Below are 977 nucleotides of genomic sequence, written 5' to 3' on the forward strand. Positions count from 1 at the left end.
GATGTAGGTTTAGATACCGGCGATATGTTGCTCAAAGAGCGCTGCGATATCTCTGACACTGTCACCGGTGGAGAGCTTCATGATGAACTTGCGGCGATGGGTGCGAAGTCTATTTTACGCTATCTAAACGAACCAGAAGATCTCATTCCAGAAAAGCAAGATGACGCGCTAGCTAACTATGCACATAAATTAAGTAAGGCCGAAGCTCATATTGACTGGTCCTTATCCTCTTTAGAAATCGAGAGAAGTGTACGTGCATTCAACCCTTGGCCTGTCTCCTACGCAGAACAAGACGGCCAACGTATTCGTGTGTTAAGCGCAAAAGCTTTGGACTCTCAGTCAAACGCGCCTGTTGGCGAGATCGTTGAGAAGTCAAAAAATGGCGTGCTCGTGCAATGCGGCAATGGAGCACTTCTAATCACTCAACTACAGTTAGCTGGTAGCAAAGCTGTTTCAGCTGCTGACTTTTTTAATGGCGGCAAAGCCATTTTAGAAGTTGGAACGACTCTCAACTAACTCGCCCGGATACTTTTATATGAACGTGCGTTTTCTTGCAGCCAAAGCAATCGATGAGGTGCGTATTCAAAAACGCTCTCTGAATACCGCTTTGCCAAAAGTCTCCCGCGAGGCGCGGCCGGTTGATAGAGCATTACTTCAAGAGCTCGTGTTTGGCAGTTGCCGTTGGTTTTTTTATCTTGATGATCTTGTGAACACCTATTTACAACGCCCTTTGTCGAGAAGAGATGAAGAAACTCGCACGCTGCTAGTAATAGGCGCGTATCAGTTATTGTTTACTCGCATTCCAGACCACGCAGCCATACATGAAACAGTCGAAGCAGCCAAAGAACTGAAGCTCTTGAAAACGCGCGGTTTGATCAATGCGGTTTTACGAAGCATTTCTCGCGACCCAAAACCTGAAATCTCAGATGATGATATTAAGGCTAGTTTCCCAGACTGGTTTTCAGCAAAAATCGAAA

General features: G+C 45.9%; 2 protein-coding genes. Both read left to right on the forward strand.

All coding sequences use genetic code 11. From position 1 onward, the window contains the following. The coding region (locus tag A3738_RS02945) for a methionyl-tRNA formyltransferase (protein ID WP_304440056.1) at window positions 1-516 on the forward strand (516 nt) is incomplete at its 5' end. A gap of 19 nt (window positions 517-535) precedes the next feature. Continuing rightward, window positions 536-977 (forward strand): transcription antitermination factor NusB (locus A3738_RS02950; protein ID WP_304440057.1); only part of this gene is annotated, 442 nt, incomplete at its 3' end.

The organism is Oleiphilus sp. HI0066, assembly GCF_001635725.1.